The 22,528-nt window shown below is 25.8% G+C and carries 29 protein-coding genes; 10 read left to right on the top strand and 19 right to left on the bottom strand.

Annotated elements, in window-relative coordinates; all coding sequences use genetic code 11:
- Positions 1 to 239: 239 nt before the first annotated feature.
- Positions 240 to 623: a hypothetical protein gene (locus CRU93_RS09450; protein ID WP_129103957.1), complete on the bottom strand. Its 384-nt coding sequence runs from the start codon at positions 621 to 623 to the stop codon at positions 240 to 242.
- A gap of 80 nt (positions 624 to 703) precedes the next feature.
- Between CRU93_RS09450 and CRU93_RS09445 the strand changes: the two genes are divergently transcribed.
- Positions 704 to 1,333, top strand: coding sequence for a LysE family translocator (locus CRU93_RS09445; RefSeq protein ID WP_129103956.1), 630 nt, complete (start codon positions 704 to 706; stop codon positions 1,331 to 1,333).
- A gap of 35 nt (positions 1,334 to 1,368) precedes the next feature.
- On the opposite strand, the gene CRU93_RS09440 is transcribed toward CRU93_RS09445, so the two are convergent.
- The 8 genes from CRU93_RS09440 to napA are packed head-to-tail and all read right to left on the bottom strand — an operon-like array spanning position 1,369 to position 8,720.
- The gene (locus CRU93_RS09440; protein WP_129103955.1) at positions 1,369 to 1,818 is read right to left on the bottom strand and encodes a PAS domain-containing protein; all 450 of its coding nucleotides are present in this window, start codon (positions 1,816 to 1,818) and stop codon (positions 1,369 to 1,371) included.
- A 1-nt stretch (position 1,819) separates the two neighbouring features.
- Positions 1,820 to 2,206: a chaperone NapD gene (locus tag CRU93_RS09435; RefSeq protein WP_129103954.1), complete on the bottom strand. Its 387-nt coding sequence runs from the start codon at positions 2,204 to 2,206 to the stop codon at positions 1,820 to 1,822.
- Between the two features lie 2 nt (positions 2,207 to 2,208).
- Positions 2,209 to 3,171 (bottom strand): WD40 repeat domain-containing protein, encoded by a 963-nt coding sequence (locus CRU93_RS09430; RefSeq protein ID WP_129103953.1) that lies wholly within the window; start codon positions 3,169 to 3,171, stop codon positions 2,209 to 2,211.
- 1 nt (position 3,172) lies between these two features.
- On the bottom strand, positions 3,173 to 3,649 hold the full coding sequence (locus CRU93_RS09425; RefSeq protein ID WP_129103952.1) for a ferredoxin-type protein NapF: 477 nt from the start codon (positions 3,647 to 3,649) through the stop codon (positions 3,173 to 3,175).
- 42 nt (positions 3,650 to 3,691) lie between these two features.
- Positions 3,692 to 4,297, bottom strand: coding sequence for a nitrate reductase cytochrome c-type subunit (locus CRU93_RS09420; protein WP_129103951.1), 606 nt, complete (start codon positions 4,295 to 4,297; stop codon positions 3,692 to 3,694).
- 1 nt (position 4,298) lies between these two features.
- Positions 4,299 to 5,111 carry a quinol dehydrogenase ferredoxin subunit NapH gene (gene napH / locus CRU93_RS09415; protein ID WP_129103950.1) on the bottom strand — a complete coding sequence of 271 codons (813 nt, stop codon included), beginning with the start codon at positions 5,109 to 5,111 and terminating at the stop codon, positions 4,299 to 4,301.
- Positions 5,104 to 5,904 (bottom strand): ferredoxin-type protein NapG, encoded by an 801-nt coding sequence (gene napG / locus CRU93_RS09410; RefSeq protein ID WP_129103949.1) that lies wholly within the window; start codon positions 5,902 to 5,904, stop codon positions 5,104 to 5,106. The genes napH and napG overlap by 8 nt, the downstream gene beginning before the upstream one ends.
- A gap of 14 nt (positions 5,905 to 5,918) precedes the next feature.
- Positions 5,919 to 8,720 (bottom strand): nitrate reductase catalytic subunit NapA, encoded by a 2,802-nt coding sequence (gene napA, locus CRU93_RS09405; protein WP_129103948.1) that lies wholly within the window; start codon positions 8,718 to 8,720, stop codon positions 5,919 to 5,921.
- 174 nt (positions 8,721 to 8,894) lie between these two features.
- Here napA and CRU93_RS09400 point away from each other — a divergent pair, with 174 nt between their 5' ends.
- Entirely contained in the window at positions 8,895 to 9,461 is a 567-nt protein-coding gene (locus CRU93_RS09400; RefSeq protein ID WP_164967663.1) for a bifunctional precorrin-2 dehydrogenase/sirohydrochlorin ferrochelatase, read from the top strand.
- A 1-nt stretch (position 9,462) separates the two neighbouring features.
- On the opposite strand, the gene CRU93_RS09395 is transcribed toward CRU93_RS09400, so the two are convergent.
- Together CRU93_RS09395 and CRU93_RS09390 are read right to left on the bottom strand one after the other, a co-directional pair.
- A complete protein-coding gene (locus tag CRU93_RS09395) occupies positions 9,463 to 10,452 on the bottom strand; it encodes a type IV pili methyl-accepting chemotaxis transducer N-terminal domain-containing protein (protein WP_129103946.1) in 990 nt (329 codons plus the stop codon).
- A complete protein-coding gene (locus CRU93_RS09390) occupies positions 10,449 to 11,114 on the bottom strand; it encodes a Crp/Fnr family transcriptional regulator (RefSeq protein ID WP_129103945.1) in 666 nt (221 codons plus the stop codon). The genes CRU93_RS09395 and CRU93_RS09390 overlap by 4 nt, the downstream gene beginning before the upstream one ends.
- A gap of 100 nt (positions 11,115 to 11,214) precedes the next feature.
- Between CRU93_RS09390 and CRU93_RS09385 the strand changes: the two genes are divergently transcribed.
- The 3 genes from CRU93_RS09385 to moaA all read left to right on the top strand — a co-directional run bounded on the left by CRU93_RS09385 (position 11,215) and on the right by moaA (position 13,805).
- A complete protein-coding gene (locus tag CRU93_RS09385) occupies positions 11,215 to 12,132 on the top strand; it encodes a glycosyl transferase (protein WP_129103944.1) in 918 nt (305 codons plus the stop codon).
- A gap of 12 nt (positions 12,133 to 12,144) precedes the next feature.
- The gene (locus CRU93_RS09380; RefSeq protein WP_129103943.1) at positions 12,145 to 12,771 is read left to right on the top strand and encodes a Crp/Fnr family transcriptional regulator; all 627 of its coding nucleotides are present in this window, start codon (positions 12,145 to 12,147) and stop codon (positions 12,769 to 12,771) included.
- Between the two features lie 65 nt (positions 12,772 to 12,836).
- Positions 12,837 to 13,805 carry a GTP 3',8-cyclase MoaA gene (gene moaA, locus CRU93_RS09375; protein WP_129103942.1) on the top strand — a complete coding sequence of 323 codons (969 nt, stop codon included), beginning with the start codon at positions 12,837 to 12,839 and terminating at the stop codon, positions 13,803 to 13,805.
- A gap of 21 nt (positions 13,806 to 13,826) precedes the next feature.
- On the opposite strand, the gene CRU93_RS09370 is transcribed toward moaA, so the two are convergent.
- The gene (locus CRU93_RS09370; protein WP_129103941.1) at positions 13,827 to 14,663 is read right to left on the bottom strand and encodes a hypothetical protein; all 837 of its coding nucleotides are present in this window, start codon (positions 14,661 to 14,663) and stop codon (positions 13,827 to 13,829) included.
- A gap of 12 nt (positions 14,664 to 14,675) precedes the next feature.
- On the bottom strand, positions 14,676 to 15,467 hold the full coding sequence (locus tag CRU93_RS09365; RefSeq protein WP_129103940.1) for an ABC transporter ATP-binding protein: 792 nt from the start codon (positions 15,465 to 15,467) through the stop codon (positions 14,676 to 14,678).
- A gap of 118 nt (positions 15,468 to 15,585) precedes the next feature.
- Between CRU93_RS09365 and rpsO the strand changes: the two genes are divergently transcribed.
- The 3 genes from rpsO (at position 15,586) to CRU93_RS09350 (ending at position 17,475) form a co-directional block, all read left to right on the top strand.
- Positions 15,586 to 15,858: a 30S ribosomal protein S15 gene (gene rpsO, locus CRU93_RS09360; RefSeq protein ID WP_129103939.1), complete on the top strand. Its 273-nt coding sequence runs from the start codon at positions 15,586 to 15,588 to the stop codon at positions 15,856 to 15,858.
- 163 nt (positions 15,859 to 16,021) lie between these two features.
- A complete protein-coding gene (locus tag CRU93_RS09355; RefSeq protein WP_129103938.1) occupies positions 16,022 to 16,423 on the top strand; it encodes an Rrf2 family transcriptional regulator in 402 nt (133 codons plus the stop codon).
- On the top strand, positions 16,420 to 17,475 hold the full coding sequence (locus CRU93_RS09350; RefSeq protein WP_129103937.1) for a DHH family phosphoesterase: 1,056 nt from the start codon (positions 16,420 to 16,422) through the stop codon (positions 17,473 to 17,475). Before CRU93_RS09355 ends, CRU93_RS09350 begins: the two co-directional genes overlap by 4 nt.
- Here CRU93_RS09350 and CRU93_RS09345 read toward each other — a convergent pair whose 3' ends face one another.
- The 4 genes from CRU93_RS09345 to CRU93_RS09335 all read right to left on the bottom strand — a co-directional run bounded on the left by CRU93_RS09345 (position 17,476) and on the right by CRU93_RS09335 (position 18,928).
- Positions 17,476 to 17,823: a hypothetical protein gene (locus CRU93_RS09345; RefSeq protein ID WP_258238881.1), complete on the bottom strand. Its 348-nt coding sequence runs from the start codon at positions 17,821 to 17,823 to the stop codon at positions 17,476 to 17,478.
- Positions 17,824 to 17,831: 8 nt separating this feature from the next.
- Positions 17,832 to 17,987, bottom strand: coding sequence for a hypothetical protein (locus CRU93_RS14410; protein ID WP_375153648.1), 156 nt, complete (start codon positions 17,985 to 17,987; stop codon positions 17,832 to 17,834).
- 19 nt (positions 17,988 to 18,006) lie between these two features.
- Positions 18,007 to 18,282, bottom strand: coding sequence for a hypothetical protein (locus CRU93_RS09340; protein WP_129103936.1), 276 nt, complete (start codon positions 18,280 to 18,282; stop codon positions 18,007 to 18,009).
- 196 nt (positions 18,283 to 18,478) lie between these two features.
- Positions 18,479 to 18,928 carry a cache domain-containing protein gene (locus CRU93_RS09335; protein WP_258238883.1) on the bottom strand — a complete coding sequence of 150 codons (450 nt, stop codon included), beginning with the start codon at positions 18,926 to 18,928 and terminating at the stop codon, positions 18,479 to 18,481.
- A gap of 117 nt (positions 18,929 to 19,045) precedes the next feature.
- Here CRU93_RS09335 and CRU93_RS09330 point away from each other — a divergent pair, with 117 nt between their 5' ends.
- On the top strand, positions 19,046 to 19,474 hold the full coding sequence (locus CRU93_RS09330; RefSeq protein ID WP_129103934.1) for a CoA-binding protein: 429 nt from the start codon (positions 19,046 to 19,048) through the stop codon (positions 19,472 to 19,474).
- Here the strand turns inward: CRU93_RS09330 and CRU93_RS09325 are convergent.
- Both CRU93_RS09325 and hsrA read right to left on the bottom strand, forming a co-directional pair.
- The gene (locus CRU93_RS09325) at positions 19,471 to 20,763 is read right to left on the bottom strand and encodes a HAMP domain-containing sensor histidine kinase (RefSeq protein WP_129103933.1); all 1,293 of its coding nucleotides are present in this window, start codon (positions 20,761 to 20,763) and stop codon (positions 19,471 to 19,473) included. The genes CRU93_RS09330 and CRU93_RS09325 overlap by 4 nt on opposite strands.
- Before the next feature lie 43 nt (positions 20,764 to 20,806).
- Positions 20,807 to 21,490, bottom strand: a complete 684-nt coding sequence (hsrA, locus tag CRU93_RS09320) for a homeostatic response regulator transcription factor HsrA (RefSeq protein WP_129103932.1) — start codon at positions 21,488 to 21,490, stop codon at positions 20,807 to 20,809.
- 224 nt (positions 21,491 to 21,714) lie between these two features.
- On the opposite strand from hsrA, the gene CRU93_RS09315 reads away from it, so the two are divergent.
- Entirely contained in the window at positions 21,715 to 22,524 is an 810-nt protein-coding gene (locus tag CRU93_RS09315; protein ID WP_129103931.1) for a peptidylprolyl isomerase, read from the top strand.
- Positions 22,525 to 22,528: the final 4 nt, after the last annotated feature.

Raw genomic sequence — 22,528 nt, 5'->3', positions numbered from 1 at the left:
GAAAAAAGAAGTTGAAGTTTGATTTATTATGTAGGGAAGGAGACATATTATAAATACTTAAACTTCTTTAATCGTATTATATAATCTTTAAAAAATTATATTATTGATTTATATCAAATCAAGGTGATATTTTTGTGATGTTTAGGTTTTTTTTGAATAAAAATGAATTTTTTTTATAAATTTTTTATAAAAAATGAAATATTTTTCATAAGAAGTTATTTTATAATATTTATAATTATTTATTTTACAAAAATTCTATAATCATATAATTTATTATTTAAGGTGATTTTTACATATCCCTTTGATACATTTTCATGTTTATAAATTAGAATATCACCAATTTTTATTTTATATTTATTATATAAAGGTTTCATTTTTATAAAAACTCCTGCACTTTTTCCTATAAAAACTTTTGGTTTATTTTTTAAACTACCAATTACAACTATCTTTGAAAAACAAGTACCATTGTAGTTTGCATTTGTTTGTTTTTTGTATTGAACATTTTCACCATTGCCATTTTTATCAAATATTCCAATCACTCTTGCTTGAGTTACCTCTGAAGCAAATAAATAGTTAGATAAAAAAGATAAAATTAAAATATTTATTATTATGATTTTTTTCATATTTCTACTCCTATTTTATATATATAAGTATAACCTAGTTTTATTATTTTTTGATATAATTTTTACTTTAAGGAAATATTATGGATTTTATAAATTTTACATTACTTTTAGTATTTATTCCAACATTCTTTTTTGTCTCAATTACTCCAGGAATGTGTATGACATTATCATTAAGTATGGGAATGAGCATAGGATTAAAAAAAACTTTTTTTATGATGGCTGGAGAGTTAATTGGAGTAGGTATTGTTGCAACATTATCTGTTATTGGAGTCGCTACTATTATGCTTAAATACCCAGAATTTTTTGTGGTTTTAAAGTATGTTGGTGGTGCATATTTAGGTTATTTGGGTGTTATGATGTGGCTTTCTAAAGGTAAAATGGCATTAAATTTTGAAAAAAACTGTCAATTTGATATCTCAAAAAAATCACTTGTTAGTCAAGGATTTATTACTGCAATAGCAAATCCAAAGGGTTGGGCATTTTTTATATCATTACTTCCTCCTTTTATTGATAATAAACTACCTATGGCTTCTCAATTGCCAGTTTTAATATTAATAATACTTGTTTTAGAATTTTCTTGTTTAATGATTTATGCTATTGGTGGAGTAACATTAAGAAAATTATTACAAAATAGTTCAAATGTTAGGTTGATCAATAAAATAGCAGGAAGTTTAATGATTCTTATAGGTATTTGGTTAGCGATGAGTTAAAAAAAGTAAATAAAAATAGTACTAATTACCTATTTTTATTTATATATAATAATTCGTTGTAAGTCTTTTGTATCTTTTTTTATTTTGTCATAAAGTTTTTGATATTTTATTTTATCTTGAAAAGAAATAGGTGTTCTTATTGATTTGTATTCAACTATTTTATTGTCTTTTTTCACAACACTTATTTGTGCATATACCCAATAAAAACCTTTATCTTTACGAAGGTTTTTTACAACACCTTCCCAAAAATTATTCTTTTTTAAACTACTCCATAAATCTTCAAATATCTGTTTTGGCATATCTGGGTGTCTAACACAATTATGAGGTTGTCCAATAAGTTCATCAATACTGTATCCACTTATTTTGGCAAATGTTTCATTTGCATAAGTAATATTACCTTTCAAATCAGTTCGTGAAACAATTAATTCATCTTTAGGAACAATTGTTTCAATTAGAAATTCACTCTCATCAAATTGTGTTTGCATTTTATTTTCCTATTTTATCAAAGTGTTTTGCAAATCCATGAATATTTTTCTTTTTTAAATCACCACTATATACAATATCTTTAGGATCAATATTATCATCATTTAATACTGTTGGAACAACATCAGAATTTTCTAAAACTTCCATATGTTCATTTAACTCTTCTTCACTATAAGCCATTTGCATATCTGCACTTATTACATGATCAATTGCTTCAACAACTCTTAATTTAGATAACTCTTCTTCTACATTTGCACCTTCAATTGTGATTATTATTCTTCCTTGTTCATCATGGATATGATAATCACACTCTGGACATTTCTTTAAATTTTCTACAACTTCTTCTACATATTTTGGAAGAGTTTGAACAACTATACTTGAAATGTTCATTTTTATTCCTTTATTTTATAATAATTTATTTTACTATCATCACTTGAAACAAATATTTCATTATCATTAAGAAAAACAATATTTGTTATTAGCATTTTATTTCCAATAAGTTTATACATGGCTGTTTGTGTTAATGTATTAAAAATTGTAACTGTATTTAACTCATCACTTGAATAACCTGCATAGTGGGAATTTGGGCTAAGCCCACAACTATAAACTAAAAAATCACTCTGTTTATAATAAACATTTTGTGTTGTTTCATTATATACAACACTTCTTCTATCTTGACCTGCTGTAATGATTGTATCTTTTTTCCAATCAACTTGATATACATTATCTAAATTTTGATTTTTAAAGTTTCTAATAAACTTCCCATTTGAGACTTCATATTCATGAAGAATACCACTCTCATCAGCTAATATCACTTTTGATTTGTCATCATTTAAACTAAAATCAGAAAATCTTGATTGTGAAATTTGTCTTTCATATATATTTTTATTAGTTGATAAGTTATATAAAAAGAACTGATTACTAAGTAATGAATAGATAATTTTATTTTTATCTATAAATTTTGCTTTTGAGATAAATAATCTTTTTTTATCACTAATTATTTGTGTTAATTTATTATCTTCATATAAATATATATTTCTTCCACCTTTTTTACCTTGTGCAAGAATTAGTATTTTATTATTTAATACATCGACACTATAAACTTTTGCATTTATCTCTTCACCTGTAAAATCAACTGTTTTAGGTACTGAAATTTTTTTGATAAATTCTTTTGTATTTAAATCAAAAATATCAACTGTTCCATTTACAGTAGAAGCAAAAAGTCTGTTTTTTGATATTACAATATCTGTAACACCACCAGATGTTGACATTTTTGCATCAGGCTTAATAATCATACTTGCATTTAAAAAGATTGAAAACAATGAAAAAATAAAAATCATTTTTAAAAGTTTCATATTAAGCTCCTATCTCTATTGCTTCAACAGGACAGTATTTTATACAAAATCCACATGCTGTACAGTTACTATTTATTTCTGGTCTAAACATTGCTAAAAAATCAATTGCATCATCTAAACAAGGGTCTTTACATGAAAAACACATTGTTTGATTCCAGCTCAAACATTTTAAAATATTAATTGAGATTTTTGCATTTATATTTTTTTTAAAATCAACTTTTAAAACTTCATTTGGACAACTAATTGCACACTCATCACAATATGTACATCCTGAGTTTGAAAAATCTAATTTTGGAGTTTTATCTTCTTGAATAACTATGATTTTTTCTTCACATGCATTAGCACAAAGTCCTTCACAATTAATACATTCTTTGAAAAATAGATCTTCATCTTCAAAATATGGAGGTCTTAAAATAGCTATTTTTTCTTCTTTTTTCAATGACGATTTTATTGAACTAAAAAAATCTCTTCTTTTCATTAATAGATCCTTTTAAAATAGAAGAAAAATCTTCTATTTTAATTATTTAACACCTTCGTCCATATCTTTAAATAGATGAGATGAGTTTTTACTTCCTGCTTCTCTAAAATCTGGTTTAAAATTATTTTTAACTAATTGACCTTCTGATTGAGGAGCATGGCATTGACTACAATTAAATCTTGCTCCAGATAGTGTAGCTAATTTTTTCTCTTTTGCTAATTTAAGATCAGTAGTATTTTTTACAATTTTACCATCTTTTATAATATCACCTTTTTTATCCAGTTTTGTATCTGGTCTATAATTAGTAAAGTGTGTTTTAGGAATTGGAGTTGCATTCATAGACTCAGCAATTCCTGGTAAATGGCATTGTGTACAACTATTATTATTAATTGTAATTGGTAACATACCTTCAACGCTATGTGGAATCATTGGAGGAGCATTTTCATATGATCTCTCAATTCTTTCACTTGTTCCTGGAGTTGCTTGTTTATACATAGTTTTACTTGCAACAGTTGATTGTTCTGTATATAAATCAGTTTTTCTTAAACCTAATGATTCTTCACTGATAGTTTTTTGGCTAGTTGCACATCCTGCAATAAATATAGCAGCAGCTGTAGCAATACCTAAAGTTATACTAGTTAACTTCATTTTATTTCCTTTTAAAATTTTTTATCGAAAAGTTAAGTGCTTCGTCTTCACAAACTTCAACACATCTTCCGCAATTTGTACACTCTCCTGATGTAACAGGAATAGAGTTTTTTGTTACCATAAAAAGTACTTGTGATTCAGGACAAACCTCTTTACATTTCATACAAGCAGTACAATTTTCATGCTCATGATGTACTCTTAAAAGACTAAATCTTCCAATAAGTGAATAAAATCCACCAATAGGACAGATATGTCCACACCACCCATTTTTTAAAACAAAAAGATCAAATAAAAATATAATTAAAATAGCAGCCCAACCAAAGCCTAATCCAAAAATAATTCCTCTTTGAATCATAGCAACTGGTGAGATAAACTCAAATGCTGCATATCCCATAAAAAATGAAATTATTAAACTAAGCACTAACACGTAATATCTTATATTTCTACTTGCTGGTTGTCTTTTTTGTATTTTGTTAAATCCAAATTTTCTTCTAATATAATTACTTAAATCAGTAATCATATTAACAGGACATACCCAAGAACAAAAAGCTCTACCTCCAATTAGCATATAAAATAGAACAATTATAATAACTCCACCGATTACATCTGTTGCAATTACTGCACCAGCTGCAAGCATTTGAAGAACTGCATATGGATCACTTAAAGGAATTGTATTTAATATTTTTGATGAACTAAGATTTCCCATTAGGAAATTAAATCCCCAAGCATTTGCTGCAAAATATAAAAACATTATAGTGATTTGACTAACTCTTCTTGCTATAAGAAATCTATGTTTAGAAATTAAATTAATCATCTAAAAGACCTCCCATATCGTTTAGTGAATCTACTGCTTTTCTCTCACTAATTTTTGTTTTATTTATTTTGTTTGTTGCTTTTTGCAATCTTTTTTCATCATTTTTATCCCAACCTTTGATGTAATAATCTCCAGCTTTTCCTAATGCAACTTCTTTTGGAAGAACAAAAATAGCTGCTTTTTTTGTAACACAGGCTTTTTCACATAATCCACAACCAGTACAAACATCTGTATGAACTACTGGTTTTAAAAATGCATGTTTTCCTGTTCTTTCATTTTTTGTATATTCAATTGTAATTGCTTCTCCTAATAAAGGACATGCTCTATAACAAGCATCACATTGAATACCCCAAAATGCAATACAGCTACTTTGGTCTACAACTGCAACTCCCATTGAAGCTTTTTCAATATCAAGTTTATTATTTGTTGTTACTTTTTTTTCATCTAATGCATCTGTTGGACAAACAGGTACACATGGAATATCAGGACACATATAACATGGAATATCTCTAGGAACAAAATATGGAGTTCCTAAAGGTTTATTATCTCCTGGTTTTGCTAATTTTAATGTATCATATGGACATGCTTCAACACACATTCCACATTTAATACATGATTTTAAAAACTCATTTTCTTCAAGTGCTCCTGGTGGTCTAAGAAGTAATGATGAAGCTGTAACTTCATCTACATATGCACTCCAAATAAGTCCACCAAGTGCTGTAAGCCCTAAAGCTCTCGCACCTGTTAAAAAGAATTCTCTTCTATTCATTTTTTGATCTTTTTTATTGTTCATAAAATATTTAAAATTTAAGCTTTATAAATTTTAACCGCACATTTTTTAAAGTCTGTTTGTTTTGACATAGGACAAGTTGCATCTAAACAAACTTTGTTGATAAATACTTTTTCATCAAACCATGGTACAAATACTAAACCTCTTGAAGGTCTATTTCTACCTCTTGTTTCAACTCTTGCTTTAACTTTTCCTCTTCTACTTTCAACCCAAGCCAATTCACCTTGTTTTACATCATATTTTTTTGCATCTTCTGGATGCATATAACATAATGCTTCTGGAACTGCTCTATAAAGTTCAGGAACTCTCATAGTCATTGTTCCACTATGCCAGTGCTCAAGTACTCTACCTGTACATAACCAAACTGGATAAGTTTCATCTGGCATTTCAGGTGCATCCATATATGGTCTAGCGAAGATTTTTGCTTTATTTTTTAATGGTTTTTTAGTTTTATTAGTAATTCCTTTTAAGTTACCTTGAGGAAGTGCTTTAGCTATTTTACCATAAAATGCAAAATCACTATTTGGACTTGCTTTTTTAGCATATGGATCGTATGTTGTATTAAATCTCCATGCTGTTTCTTTACCATCAACAACTGGCCATTTTAACCCTCTAACTCTATGATAAGTATCAAAATCTGCTAAATCGTGACCATGTCCTCTACCGAAGTCTGCATACTCTTCAAAAAGATATTTTTGAATAAAGAATCCATAACCTTTAAATACTTCACCGTCACTACCTACAACATTTCTGCTATCTCCATATCCTTCAGAGTTATCAAAACCTTTTTGAATTGGATCATTTTCATCTAATTTATAAGATCTAGCTTTTTCATTTGCAAATAAGATATCATACATTGATGTATTTTCATCATAACCCATTGCTTTAGCTTTTGCTATTACATCTGGTAATTTTTTACCATTTCTTAGAGTATATTCACCCCATAAATCTTTTACTGTAAATCTTTTTGATAATTCAACCCATTGCCAAGTATCTGACATTGAATCACCAACTGGTAATACTTGTTGTCTCCAGTGTTGAGTTCTTCTTTCTGCATTACCATATGCTCCCCATTTTTCATAAATCATAGCAGTTGGTAAAATTAAATCTGATACTTTTGCAGAAATTCCAGGATATCCATCTGAACAAACTATAAAGTTATCCATTTGTCTAGCTGCTTTTATCCAGTGACTTGCACTTGCACTATCTTGGTATGGGTTACATACACTAATCCATGCAAATTTAACAAGACCATCTTCAATATCTCTATGAATTTTCATAATGTGTTGATTTCCAACTGGATTTAAAGTTTCACTTGGAATTTGCCATGCTTTTTCACAAATATCTCTATGTTTTTTTACTTTTACCATTAGATCTGCTGGTAATCTATGGCAGAATGTTCCAACTTCTCTTGCAGTACCACAAGCACTTGGTTGTCCTGTAAGTGAGAATGCACCTGAACCTGGTTTTGCTTGTTTATTTAGTAAAAAGTGAACATTATATGATAAAGTATTTACCCAAGTTCCTCTTGTGTGTTGGTTCATACCCATAGTCCAAAATGAAACTACTTTTCTATTTTTTTCAATATATAAATCTGCTAATTCTTTAATTTTTTTCTTAAATGTTTCATCAGATTCATCAGGATTCCCTTTTGATACTTTTGTTACATAATCAGCATCATATGGCTCTAAGAATTTTTTATACTCTTCAAAAGAGATTTCCCAGTGTTTAAGTCCTGCTGGTTTATTAACCATAACATCACCAGCTTTATATCCATATGCTGCTAATGCTGGAGCTTCATCTTCAGAAACTACTTTTTTCATCTCTTTTTTGATAGTTTCCATTTCTTTATCTGTATATTTACCATCAACGATTGATTTTTCGTCAGATCTTCTCATACCATAACCCATATTTACTGGACTTGCAGCAAATACAATATGTTCTTTTACAAAATCCCAATCAATTGCTTCTGGATGATTATATACAATCTCTCTTGCAATATAGTTCCATAAAGCCAAATCTGAATTTGGTTTGAAGATAATTTCTATGTCTGCTAAATCTGAAGTTCTGTGTCTGTATGTTGAAAGATTGATTACTTTAACATTTTTAGGATCAGACAATTTTCTATCAGTTACCCTTGACCATAAAATTGGGTGCATTTCTGCCATATTTGAACCCCAAGTTACAACTGTATCTGTAAGCTCAATATCATCATAACATCCACTTGGTTCATCAATACCAAATGTTTGATAAAAACCTACAACAGCTGAGGCCATACAGTGTCTTGCATTTGGATCAATTGCATTACTTCTAAAACCTGCTTTCATCATTTTTTGTGCTGCATAACCTTCCATCACTGTATATTGTCCAGATGCGAAGTTAGCTACACCCTCAGGTCCTGATTCTTTTAGCGCTTTTTTGATATGAACTTCCATCTCATCAAATGCTCTTTTCCAAGAAACAGGTGCAAATTTACCATTTTTATCAAATTCACCTTTTGCATTTACTCTTAATAATGGTTGTTTTAATCTATCTGCACCATACATTATTTTTGCGTTGAAATAACCTTTAATACAGTTAAGTCCTCTGTTTACTGGTGCTGCTGGATCACCTTTTACTGCAACAATTTTACCTTGTTTTGTTGCAATCATAATTCCACATCCAGTACCACAGAAACGACAAGCTGCTTTGTCCCATCTCCAGTCACCCTCTAGCTTATTAGCTGCTGCTTTTAATTGTGTTGGCATATTCATCCCAACAGCTGCTGCTGCTGAAGCTGCGGCCGAACTTTTAAGAAAATCTCTTCTTGAAAGCGACATATTATCTCCTTTAAATTTGTTTCATAACAATTGTATCACTTATTAAAACTATAATTATTGACCTTAGTCAAATTTTATAAGTTTAAATTAAGATAATTATTGTCCTCTTTGAATCCTACAAATACTTTTTAAATGAAAAAAAAGTACAATAAGAAAAACTTTAAAAGGTTTAAGTTGAACTATTTACCTACACTATTAAATTTAGAAAATAAAAAAATACTGGTTTTAGGAGGAGGGGAAGTTGCTCATAGAAAGGTCCTTTGTCTATTACAGTTTTCAAAAAACATAACAATTATCTCAAAAGAGATTACCAAAGATCTCAATACCTTAGTTGATGATTATATGTTAACATATTTACAACATAATTACAATTATAAAGATTTAAATGGATTTGATATTTTAATTGTTGCAATTAATGATTTGAAAATACAAGAAAAAATTTATCAATCAATAAAAAACAGAAAAATATTGTGTAATTTTGTAGATTTTAAAGAGTATAGTGATTTTATTTTCCCTTCTATAATTAAAGATGGTGATTTGACCGTATCTATAGCTACAAATGGAAATTCACCTGCAGTTACAAAAGAGCTTAAAAAATATATAAAAGATCTTTTACCAAATAACATAAATGAATTTTTGATTAGTATGAAAACTTTAAGACAATCTTTGCCAAAAGGAGAAAAAAGAATGAGCCTTTTGAGACAAAAGGCTCAAAACTACTTCAAAAGCTTAAAAAAATAAATTATTTACTTTTGCAGTTTTGACTAAGAGAGTTTAACTCTTTTTTTAATTCTTCTAGTTTATGAGTGAATGTTAGTAAGTTTTCTTGGGATTCTATAACCATATCTTCACTTTTAAATAATTGATTTGATAAATCATTTGAGTCTTTTATCTCATCTAAAATTTCATCAAATTCATTTGTTAAGTCTTCTAATTTTTTAGATGCATTATTTGAATACTGCATTGCAGAATTAATTTTATTTATAAAACAATTAATTGATGAAGTTGCTTCTACAATCTCTTCTTCTGCGTCAAATTCTATCAATTCAATTGGTTCTGTAATTTCTCCATCTTTAATTTTTTTAGTAATTTCAAGAAATTTTTTTGCATTTTGTTCCATTGATTTTAATTGTGTATAACTATACACAATCAATAATATAATTATGATTGCAAAGAAATATTGGAAGTATTTTATATAGTTAGTCTTTTTCTCAGAATAAGCAGTATATAAACTAACAATTTTATCTACTTGTGTTAATAAAGTATTATTAGTTTCATAAATATTTTCTACTATACTTTTTAATATTTTTTCATTTTTTTTGTCATTTGTATCTCTTATTTGTATAAGATTTTTAAAAGTATTAATATTATTATAAAAATTACTCCATAATATCTCAACTTTTGATATTTGTTTTGAAATATCATTTGTTGGTGCTTTATTTATTCCAATTAATTTGTTACCATTTTTTAAAGAGTTTAAATTGTATATAAACTCTTGCGCTGCATTATTTAACTCAACAAAGCTTTTATTATTGTTGTGATATAAATAAAATACATTTTTAGAAATTCTTTGTGTAAGCATTCTTTGCTTACCTGCAATATTTATAATCAATGCATCTTTTTCATTTTTTGCATTTAAATAAATAGTAGTTCCAATTACACTTATTATTAAAATTATAAAAATTAAACCAATAGTTTTAATTTTACTACTTATTGTTTGTGTTTTTTTCATACCCCAATACCTTTAAATATCGATGTCAATGCATCATGATCTAAAATACTAACTTCAGAAGTCTCAATTTTTATTATGTTATTTCTTACTAATCTTTTTAAAACTCTTGATAAAGTTTCAGGTTGAATATGTAACATAAAAGATACTTCTTGTCTTTTTAATTTATTAAACATTTCTAAATCTTGTTTAATCATAAATGCTACTTTTGCTGTTGCATCAAATACAAGTTCTCTATTTATAATACATTGGAACTGTTGACTTTTGTTTAACAATACTTCAATTAATTCCGAAGTTAATATATTTTTATCTAAAAAATTTGTCTTGAATCTTTCATAATCAATAGATAATATTTTTGAATCTTGTACAAACTCTGCATTTGAAAAACAATGAATTTTTGAGGTATTCATTGTTGAAAGTTCTGAAATCATGTTATTTTTATATATGTGATATAAAAAAATTTCATTGCCAAATTTATCTACTTTATATATTTTTATTAATCCATCTACTAAAAATATAAGTTTATTGTTTTCTTCACTTTCATAATATAAAATTGAATTCTTTTTATATGATGTAATACTTGAAAAATCAGATAAAACTTCTATATGTTCCTTTGATAAATTTTTAAAAAAATCGATTGTTTTTATAGTTTCTTGTAAATTCAAATGTAAACCCCATTCCCATGTTTCATTTAAGCAATTCTATATTATCCTTTTATAAAATTAAATTAAATGATTAATATTTTATATTAAAAAAGGCTTAAAAATGAGTTTTAAAAAGTATATAAAAGCAGTAGGCACGGGTGTTAAAGGAAATCGTGAATTATTAGAAAATGAGACTATGGATGCAATAACAAAAATACTTAATAGAGAAGTTACTGATGCACAAATAGGAGCATTTCTAATAGGTTTTAGAGTAAAGCTTGAAACAAATGATGAATTAAAAGCATGTGTAAAAGCACTAAAAAACATGATGAAATTTTATGAAATAAAAAATTCAATTGAACTTGGCTACTCTTTTGATGGCCGAGTGAGAAATCCATTTTTATTCCCACTATATGAGGAAATATTAAAAGATTTTTATAAAAAAAATAGTGATATAGAAAAATTAAATTTAGTAATTTCAACAGATAAATTACAACCAGCAAAAATTGGTATGTGCGCAAAAGATTTAGCATCTGAGTTAAAAACAAATGAATATGTACATATTTTTGATAGAGAAGAATATTTGAAATCTTTGAGTGATTTAACTGACTTAAGGCATGAACTAGGACTTAGAACAGTATTTAATACAGTTGAAAAACTTTTAGGAGTAGCTAAAAGTGAATATGCTGTAACTACTGCTTTTCATAAACCATATGTGCAAAAATACATAGATATTTTTGGTGAATATTTTAAACAAATAACTATTGTAAAAGCAGCAGAAGGAAGTCCAGAAGTGTTTTCAGATGGGAAATATTGGCAAGTAAAAGATGATAATATTATTGAAAAAAGTTTTCGGCTTTGTGATTTTGGAATTGAATATAATAAAGAGTATGAAAATATTACTATAGAAGAATCAAAAAAAATAATTAATAATCCTAGTCAAGAGATATTAAAGTTAAGTAAGTTTAATATTGCTTTATATTTATTATTTGCAAATAGAGTTGATTCTTTAAGTGAAGCATGGGAAAGATTAAATTAAAAAAGGTAAAAAATGAATTTAAAAGAATTATATCTATTTGAAGATTTAGATGATAAAACAATTAAGAAAATAGAAAAAATTGCAGTTTCAACTAAATATTCAAAAGATAATATAATCTTTTATGAAGGCGATGAATCAAAATATTTGCATTTATTAGTTAAAGGAGTTGTAAAATTATATAAAAGTACAAATAACAGCAAAGAGATTGTTATGAAATATTTTTATGATAATGAATTAATAGCAGAGTTAAGTAATTTTGAAAAAATTCCTTATCCAGCAACTGCATTAGCTTATAATGAGTGTGAGATTTTAAAAATTGATTTTGATAGCTTTAGAAAAATAATTTATTCAAATGAAAATTTAATTATGAAAATACAGTCTTCACTTATAAAAAAGATTAAAAATTTAGAAAGAATAATTTCCACTCAACTAGTTTTAGATACTCATGAAAGAGTTGCAAAGTATATAGTAGAGAATCAAGAAGAGTTTTTTAAAACAAAAAATGTTTTAATTGCACAAATGTTGAATATAACGCCAGAAACTTTATCAAGAGTTCTTAGAAATTACAAAGATAAAGGTTATATTGATATAAAAAATAAAAAAGTAAATCAAGAAAAATTAATTTTAATTTATAATTAATTTTTTTTATTTAAGTTTAATTATATTAAGCTTTTAAAATATTTTTGAAAAAAAGTGAGAAAATAATGTTAATAGATGGACACAATAGAGTTGTAGATTATTTAAGAGTTTCAGTAACAGAAAGATGTAATTTTAGGTGTCAATATTGTATGCCTGAAAAACCATTTTCATGGGTACCAAAAGAGAATCTACTTTCATATGAAGATTTATTTAAATTTATAAAAGTTTCAATTGATGAAGGTGTTAAGAAAGTTCGAATTACTGGGGGTGAGCCTCTATTAAGAGAAGGATTAGACTCTTTTATAAAAATGATATATGATTATAAAAATGATATAGATTTAGCAATAACAACAAATGGATTTTTATTACCTAAAGTTGCTCAAAAATTAAAAGATGCAGGTCTTAAAAGAGTTAATATCTCTTTAGATACTTTAATACCTGAAGTTGCACATAAAATTGCACAAAAAGATGTATTAAATAAAGTTTTAGAGGGAATAGAAGCAGCATCAAAAGCTGGCTTAAAAGTAAAAATAAATTGTGTACCTATGAAAGGTATAAATGATAAAGAATTAGTTGATCTTTTAGAATATTGCAAAGAAAGAAATTATACTATTAGATATATAGAATTTATGGAAAATCATCATGCAAAAGATAGTGCAAAAGGATTGAATTCACAACAAATTCAAGAGATTATAGCTTCAAAATATAAGTTTGAACCAGTAATAAGAGATGGAAGTTCGCCATCTCAAAATTATAAACTAGAAGATGGATATGAATTTGGAATAATAGAACCACACAAAGCAGATTTTTGTTCAGACTGTAATAGAATTAGATTAACAGCAGAAGGTTTTTTGATTCCTTGTTTATATTTTGAAGATGCTTTAAGTATAAAAGATGCAGTTGAAAGTAATAATATAGATGAAGCAGTTGAAATTTTGAAAAAAGTATTAAAAAATAAACCAGAAAAAAATAAATGGTCCGAAGATGACAATGGTGAAACATCTGCTAGAGCATTTTATAAAACAGGTGGTTGATTTATAAAGGCTAAGTTTTACTTAGCCTTTAATTATATTTGCTAGCTTATTTTTGATAGTGATACCTTTAAACTCATTTAACATTTTAAAATCAGGCTTTTTATCTACTTTATAAAACTTTATCATATACCCAATAGGATTAGCTTTTAGATGGATATAACTATCTTTATTTTCACTATTTTCTACTAAATATTCGTTATTAGTATTTTTCTTAACATTTGTGTATTGTGAATATATCGCTTCAATTTGAAGTCTTAATGCTAAAAACTCTTTTCTATTTTTTGAGATTATTCCTAAAATATAATAATTTTCATCTTTCTTATTAAATTTTTGCTCTTTTTTTACATCAATATTTAATTTTTTAATCAAATTTGCAAATTCCACATCAATTTCATCACCTAAATTATGATTTAACATATAAGTGGAAATTTCTTCTGCTTTTTCAAGTCCAATATCATACAACAATCCATCTGTTAATTCTACGGTTGAATTATCTTTTAATGTAAAAGTAATTGTAAAATTTGAATAGATATTTCCAGTTAGATAATTAATTTCTGTTTTTGTTTGTTTTATTTCATCAAGTTTTATTTTGATATCTTTATGAACTTTTTTATTATCAAAAATTACCCATGATATTATATTTTCGTCAATTTTTAATTCTAATGTTCTTTTTATACAAATTACATAAAGTATTGATGCCACTTGAAAAGCAATAAGAAAAAAACTTAATATTAATAATATAGTATACACCCCACCTTCTTTTATATATCCTTGATACATAACAAGAGCAAAAATTGAAAAAGCTACTAGCATAAATATTTTATTTATAATTTGTTTTTTTAATGTAATATTTAACATTTTATTCCTATTTTAGTTATTGATACTTTTTATAAAATATCTATCATTTTGTTCATCAAGTGTAATATTTATATCAAATATTTTTGATAAATTTTCACTTGTTAAAATTTCATTTTTATTCCCACTTTTATATATAGTATTATCATGAATTAATGCAACTTTGTTTATTTCTTTAAAAATCTCTTCAATATGGTGTGTTACTAAGACAATTGAACTATTTTTAGATAATTTTCTAAGTAGTTTAATAAAATTATCTTGTGCTTTTATATCTAAACCTACTGTTGGTTCATCTAATATAAATGCCTTTGGATTATGAATTAAGGCTCGTGCAATGATGCATTTTCTTAATTGTCCTGTTGACATTTTAGAAACTAATTTATTTTTTAATTCTTCAATTTCTAAAAATTCAATAGTTTGTATTGCTTTATCGTGTTGTTTTTGAGTGAAATCTTGATGTTTAAAAATACCAATAGAACTATAAAAACCACTTAATACCACTTCATATCCAGATAAATAACCAGCATTTTTTTCAAAATAGTTATGTAAATCATTTGTTATTATTCCTAAATCTTTTTTTAATTCAAAGATTGAGTATCTTTCTTTACCCATAATTTCTTTTTTATATTTATACTGTTTTCTTGGATGTAGTTCAGATAACATTAGTTTTATAAGTGTTGATTTTCCACAACCATTTGAACCCAAAATTGCCCAATGTTCATTTTGTTTTATTTTTAAATTTAACTCTTTTAATACTATTTTTTCATCATATCCAACATGAATATTTTCAAAATCTATTATATTCATTTTTTCTCCCTTAATAAGAGAATTTAATCATATTTAGCTTAATCTAACTTTAATATTATTTTCAATATAATTCACGACCACAATAATTGTGAGAATATATACCTATTAGGAGGTCATTATGGCTTTAGATCAGGACGTAAAAGCAAATATTATTGCAAAGTTCAAAAGACAAGATAACGATACAGGTTCTTCAGAAATCCAAGTTGCTTTATTAACAGAGCAAATTAGAGTATTAACTGAACATTTAAAAACAAATAAAAAAGATCACTCTTCAAGATTAGGTCTTTTAAAAATGGTTGGTAAAAGAAAAAGACTTTTACAATACCTTAAAAAAACTGATTATGATAGATTTACTGCAGTAGTTGCAGAATTAGGAATCAGAGCTAAATAATTATTATTTTATATATTTATTATAGTAAAGAAAAAAGGTTGCAAGTTATCTTGCAACCTTTTTTTTTAAATTTTTTATAAAAAGAAAAGTTAGTTTACAAAAAAAATTAATATTAATTTTACTTCTAGTAGAATATGATTATTAAAATTTAGTTAGGAAAATTATGTTATTAACAAAAAAGAGCGAATACGCACTTCTTTCTTTAGTATCTATTGCAAAAAGTGATAAACCAAAAAATGTAGATGTGCTATCTAAAGAATTAAATATATCAAAATCATTTTTAGCAAAAGTAATGCAAAACTTAGCAAAAAATGATATTGTTGTATCTCATAGAGGTGTTAATGGAGGGTTCGCTCTTAAAAAAGCATATGACAAATTAACAATATTAGAAATAACAAAGGCAGCAGAAGAGAGAATACCTTCAGTTTTTGAATGTTCTCCTTCTGAAAAATCTTGTCCTTCTGATCTTGCAAATACTTGTACAATTTGGCCTTTACTAAATAATTTACAATCAGAAATAAATGTTTTTTTAGAGAATCTAACTCTAAAGGACATCGCTTCATGAAATTATTCCACATCTCACATACAGATTTAGATGGATACTCTTGTCAATTATTAACAAAAGAACTTTTTAACAATGCTATTTATTTTAATGCTAATTATGGACTTGAAGTAAAATTAACTATAAAGAAAGTACTTGAATTAATAAATGAAGAGAATAAACAAGAAGATATTTTTCTTCTGATTACAGATTTAAATCTTACTTATCAAGAATCAAAAGATTTAAATAAAAGTATTGATAATCTAAATAAGAATGGATATAAAATAAAACTTCAAGTTTTAGATCACCATGCATCAGGACAAAAAAGTGCAGATACTTTTACTTGGTATTATTTAGATACTACTCGATGTGCTGCTAAAATTACTTATGATTATTTAAATAAAAATTATGGTGGTTTTTCATCAAATGATGAGTGGATTAATCCTTTAATTGCTTGTGTTAATGCAATTGATATTTGGCTGGATGATGAAACATTTAATTTTGAGTTTGGAAAAGTTTTATTAACTATGATTAGTAAAGTAAGAGAAATTAATAATGTTTTATTCGCTGATTTAAATAGAGATTTTAGATTATATTTATTAAAACAATCAGCTAAATATTTAGATAAAAAAGATGCAAATATAAAACTTGATGATGATATTCATAAATTAAAAAAACAGTTTTTAAATACGAATGGAGTTGATAATACTCTAGATAATTTAAGTGCTTCATTTTTAGTACATTCATTAGATAATATTAAAGATGATTTAACTGTATATTATAAAGAACATAAAGGTTTATTAACTTATACATTAGGTTCAATCTCAATTCCTGCAAATGCATTTTTAAAAGCAAATCCTGATTTTGATTTTTTTATAGATATTAGTAAAAAAGGAAATGCTTCATTTAGAGCAGATGGAAAAGTTGATGTTTCATATATGGCTGAAAAGTTAGCAAATGGTGGTGGTCATGTAAATGCAAGTGGTGCAAAATTTGAAGATTTTAAAGAGACTATTGATTATTTTCAAGTAAAAAACTATATGCAAGAAAAATTAAAAGGTTTAGCTAATTTATAGCTAAATCCCTGAACAACTGTTATTATTAAAGTCTACTTCCCCTAATGAATCTTCTATATAGCTAAATATTACAAGTACATTATTATCTTCTAATCTTTGTATTTCAAAGTTAAAACTATTGTCAATTTTAGGAAATAATCCTGTAGGAATTTGGTGGTTTTTCATTATCAATTTTTTGTTTGTATGATTAATATATTTTAGTCCAGCCATTGCATTTATCATAGGTTCAGGAACAGCACAAATAGAGCTATCAAAATATACATGAACAATATTCTCTTTTTCAAATTCAAAAAAATCAACAGTTGTATTTTCTAAATTAATTTTTTTAGCATTATTTGGTATTTTCATTATAATCCTTAATATGGTATTTTTATAGTAGCACAAACTCCAATATTACTATTTTCTATTTTTAATTCTGCTTTTAATTTATTTATTGCAATTCTTCTTGCAATATGTAAACCTAATCCAACACCTTGCGCTTGGTGTTTTGTAGTAAAATATGGATCAAATATTTTATTTATAATCTTTGAATCAATTCCTTATCTCTAATAATTTTATATTATGATTTTTTAAATTAGCTTCTTCAAAATTTAATGTTTGATTTAAAAAGTATTGAATATTAATATTCTCTTCTTTTGAATTACCACTGATATATTCTGAAAATATATCAATAGTATTTGATAAATATTTTGTATTTTTAATTATTACATTTGTATATTCATTAATATCTTCTTTTTTTAAGATATTTAATTCATCTGCTATTTTTAATCCAGAAGCAGATACAGAAATATCACTTGTTGTCTCCATTGATGTGCAATGTTGCCTATGAGTTCAGCCATATCGGCCATCTTTTCATATTCATGCAGTTTTTCTTCTTGCTTTTTACTCTTTAAAACTTCATTTTTTATTTTTTATTTTAAATAGGAGTTTAATAAATTAAGTTCCAAAGTTTTTTCTTTTACAATTTTTCTTAAAACACTTTTTTTTGACATTTCCCTATATATTAATAAAAAACAAGTATATTTATTAAATTAAATGCAAAATATTCTTTTGTAACTTCTTCTTCTATTTTCTCAAGTTTATTATTCTTTTTGTATATTACAAAATATCCAATATTTTTGTTTTCAATATTTTTTAATTGTAAAAATGTAACTATTTTATGAGATAATTTGTTTTCATTTTTTACTTTTATATTGTATAGTTTTTCTAATCTATTTGTAAATGCTTCTATTCCTAAAGAAGTTTCAACACTTCCTATATATTTGCCATGTTCAAATAATGGATATACATACCTAAAACCTAGAAAAATATTTCCCATTTCTAAACCAGATATTTTCTTTTTATATTTATTTACATAATTTACACTGTATCTTGAATTAGTTAAATCATCATTATATATATTTGGTTTATGTAATCTTAAAAAAGAGTGATTATTTGGTAAATGAAAATGTATTTGAGTAAAAGCAATAGTTCTTAAATATTTATAATCTTTAGATAATACTGTTTAATTTATTAATCTTTTTGAATAAATGTTATAATATATGACAAATTAAATGATTAAGGAGAAATAATGGAGTGTGAATTTGCAACAATAAATTCAAATAAAGATGAAATTAAGAGCATTTTTCAAAATACAAAAACAATTGCAGTTATTGGTTGTTCTCCTGATCCTTCTAAAGCAAGCAATAAAGTTGCTAAATATTTAAAGAATGCTGGGTTTACTATTTTCCCTGTATATCCTAAAGAAGATGAGATATTAGGTGAGAAAGTATATAGACATTTAAGTGATATCCCTTTTAAAGTTGATATGGTAGATATATTTAGAAAGCCTGAAGTAATTGATAAAATTGTTGATGAATCTATAAAAAGAGGTGATATAAATACTATTTGGACTCAACTTGGCTTAGTAAATAATGATGCAGCAAACAAAGCACTAAAAGCTGGTATGAACGTAGTTCAAAATAATTGTACAAAAATAGAGCACGAAGCACTATTTTAAGATAATTTACAAACAGGATTATTGTAAAGCATTAGTTTTGCAACACATCCTAGTTTTCCATCTTTTCTATTTTCTAAAGATATTTTAGCTCCCATTGCATCAGCTGCATTTTTAGCTAAAAACAATCCAAGACCTGCACCAGTTTCATTTCCTATTCTTTTAAATGGTGCAAAAAGATCAATATCTTCATTTATTCCAATACCATCGTCTGTTACAGAAATTGTAGTAAAATCTTTCGTTTTTTCAAGTCTTATTGCAATACTGTGATTTTCAGGAGTAAATTTAATTGCATTTTGAACAAAGTTTTGAATTATTTGATTAAGTAAAGTTGTTTGTAAAAGTGTATTATAATAATTTACATTTGCATAAAATGTAATTGTAATTTTCTTTTGAGCACTTAACATTCTATAATCATTTGTTTTTCTTTGCATATATTGAACTAAATCAATCTCAGTTGGTTTTTCAAATTGTGCACCTTCTGCTCTACCAATATCTAAAATAGAACCAATCATTCTATTCATGTCATCAATTTGTTTAATAGTTAGTTTTAAAGTATCTTGGTATTTTTCTGGTTCTCTTTGTTTCATTAGAGTAACTTCATTTTTTAGTTTCATTACAGCCAATGGTGTTTTTAATTCATGTGCAGCACCTATAAATAACTCTTTTTTAAATTTTACATATGTTTCAATTCTATTAGTTAAGGAATTAATTGAATCTGCAAGAGGGTGAAACTCTACAGGAAGAGTATCTTTTTTTATCTGAGTAAGATAATTTTCATTCATATTTGAAAGTTTTTTAGTTATTAAAAGAATAGGTCTTAATAGAGTTTTAGATACAGTAAATGCATATAATACAACTAATATAAGTCCACCTAATGATAAAAATAGTAAATTATTAAATATCTTTGTTAACATTTCTCTAGATGAGTTTATATTTTTAATTATTTTTATAAATTTTTTACTTTTTATATCAAATGGATAAAGTAGTTCAACATAATGATCTGAGTCTTTTTCAAAAGTTTTAAAGCTTATTTCATTTAAATTTTCTTTTGTTACTAAATCTACAGTAATACCAGTATGAGTAATGATATTGAAGTCTGTTTTATTTGCATCTTTACTCTTACTTATTTTATATATAAGTTGAGCATCAGCAACTAAACTCTCTTTTAGTTCTTCATAAATTGTAGCTTTAGTGTATCCATAAAAGATGAAAGATAAAGTAGTAATAAACAGCGAAGTTGCAAGTATAAGTTTTTGATAAAACTGTTTATAAATGCTCTTCGTGTTCATATTAATCCTTTAAATAGCGTCTAAATTTATTATTTAAGTAGTTTTATTCTGCGTCTTCGTGTGCTTCAGGATAACAGAATCTATATCCTCTTCTTCTAATTGTTTCAATAGTAGAAATATTTAATGGTTTATCCATTTTTTGTCTAATTTGATTGATTGCAACTTCAATAACATTTGGAGTTACTAATTCTGGTTCTTCCCAAATAGCATCTAAAAGTTGTTCTTTTGAAACTATTTGATCTCTATGTCTAGCTAAGTGAGTTAATACTTCAAAAGGTTTACCTTTAAGTTCAATCTCTTCATCATTATAAATAATTTTTTCTTCATCTGGATTAATTACTAAGTCTTCTATTTCAATAACGTTAGTTCCTCCAAATCTTAATCTAGCTTCAATTCTTGCTAATAAAATATCAAAATCAAATGGTTTTTTGATATAGTCATCTGCACCAGATTTAAGTGCTTCAATTTCACTTTCTTTATCATCTCTTGCTGAAATAATTACAACTGCAGTTCTTGAACTTCTATTTTTTACTATTTTACATAATTCAATACCATCACCATCTGGTAACATCCAGTCTGTAAGTACTAAATCATAATTTCTAATATCAATAAAGTATTCTGCATCTTTGTAATTTTCAGCTGCATCTACTTGATAACCAAAGTCAGTTAGCCCTTCCTGCAGTGTTCTGTTTAAAGTTATCTCGTCTTCAATAATTAAAATTCTCATGTTAATAGTTCCTTAAATTTAAGTAAAGTTTAAATTTTCTGCGAATTGTACCATAAAAATTTCAAAATTTAAAGGCTTTTTAAGTTAAATTTCAAAATTTATCATTTTTATATTTTATAAACTAACTTTAGATATACTTTAAATTTTACAAAATTTTATTGAATTAACAAACTGTTAATTAAATATAGATAGAATAGAATTTACAACAATAAAAAAGGACAATCATGAGAAAAATAGTATCAAGCGTAATAGCGACATTAATATTAAGTACTACACTAAGTGCTGCTACTGATTATTATGCTACAGTAAATGGAGATAAAATAACAAAGGATGATTTAGCAGTTATTTTAAGAAATAAAAATGTTGATATCAACGCTTTACCAAAAGATAGAAAAGATAAAATTATTCAACAAGCTATTAAAAAGAAACTTTTCACATCAGAAGCTATAAAAAGTGGTATTGAAAAAGAAAAAGAGTTTAAAGATGCATTATCTAAAATTAAAGATGATTTAGCATTAGAAATTTGGATGCAAAAACAGTTTAAATCAATTAAAGTTACTGAAAATGAAGCAAAAAATTATTTTAATAAAAATAAAAGTAAATTTAAACAACCAACTGTATTAGAAGCTAGACATATTTTACTTAAAAATGAAGCAGATGCAAAAAAAGTAATTGCTAAATTAAATAAAGCAAAAAATAAAAAAGAAGAATTTGTAAAATTAGCTAAAGAGATGTCAAAAGGACCTACTGCTTCAAAAGGTGGTTATTTAGGTAAATTCCCTGAAAATAGAATGGTTCCTGCATTTAGTAAAGCTGCAAAAGCACTAAAAGCTGGTCAATATACAAAATCACCTGTTAAAACACAGTTTGGATACCACGTTATTTATTTAGAATCAAAAACAGCTTCTAAACCATTAGCTTATAATAAAGTTGAAAATAGAATTAAACAATTTTTACTTCAATCAAAATTTAAAGAAAAAATGGATAGTATCTCGAAAAAATTGAAAAAAGAAGCTAAAATAGTTATTAAATAAGGAG

The sequence above is a fragment of the Arcobacter sp. CECT 8985 genome, assembly GCF_004116495.1.
In the GTDB taxonomy this organism is placed as follows: domain Bacteria; phylum Campylobacterota; class Campylobacteria; order Campylobacterales; family Arcobacteraceae; genus Malaciobacter.
Note: the sequence above shows the minus strand (reverse complement) of the source record. Positions and strands in the feature narration are given on the sequence as shown.